Genomic DNA, 440 nt, shown 5'->3' with positions numbered 1-440 from the left:
GGGCGTCAACAGCAAGACCAAGAGGGTCATGAGGAGATGAATTTGGAGCATGGCTAGAATACTAACCAAAATCATCAAGACACCAATGAAAAATTGGTTAAAAATCATGGTCAAGCCAGCTGCCAACTGTTCGATATCCGTGGTTACACGACTAACCATCTCCCCACTACCTTGTCTATCTACAAAGGCAATCGGTAAACGATGGAGTTTATGGATGATTCGCTCTCGCAAGTCTTTGGTATAAGAAAAGATTAGGCGATTATAGAGGAGAGGATTGGCCCATTGAACGAGGGTATTCCCTATGACCACCAATATCATCTGAATGAAAATCTGCCAAAAAACTAGCGAAGAACCAGCCACTAGGACCTGGTCAATGACCTGCCCAATCAGAATAGGTAGATAGATTGATAAGCCAACTTGGGCAATAGTTCCTAGGAAGG

1 protein-coding gene is annotated in these 440 nt (G+C 43.6%); it reads right to left on the bottom strand.

The features are described 5' to 3' along the window. A partial coding sequence (locus SORDD24_RS10580; protein ID WP_269139598.1) for an ABC transporter transmembrane domain-containing protein occupies positions 1–440 on the bottom strand: 440 nt, incomplete at both ends.

It is taken from the genome of Streptococcus oralis, from assembly GCF_001579175.1.
GTDB classification, from domain to species: domain Bacteria; phylum Bacillota; class Bacilli; order Lactobacillales; family Streptococcaceae; genus Streptococcus; species Streptococcus oralis_O.
The sequence above is the reverse complement of the archived record's forward strand: the minus strand, read 5'-3'. Positions and strand labels throughout refer to the sequence as shown.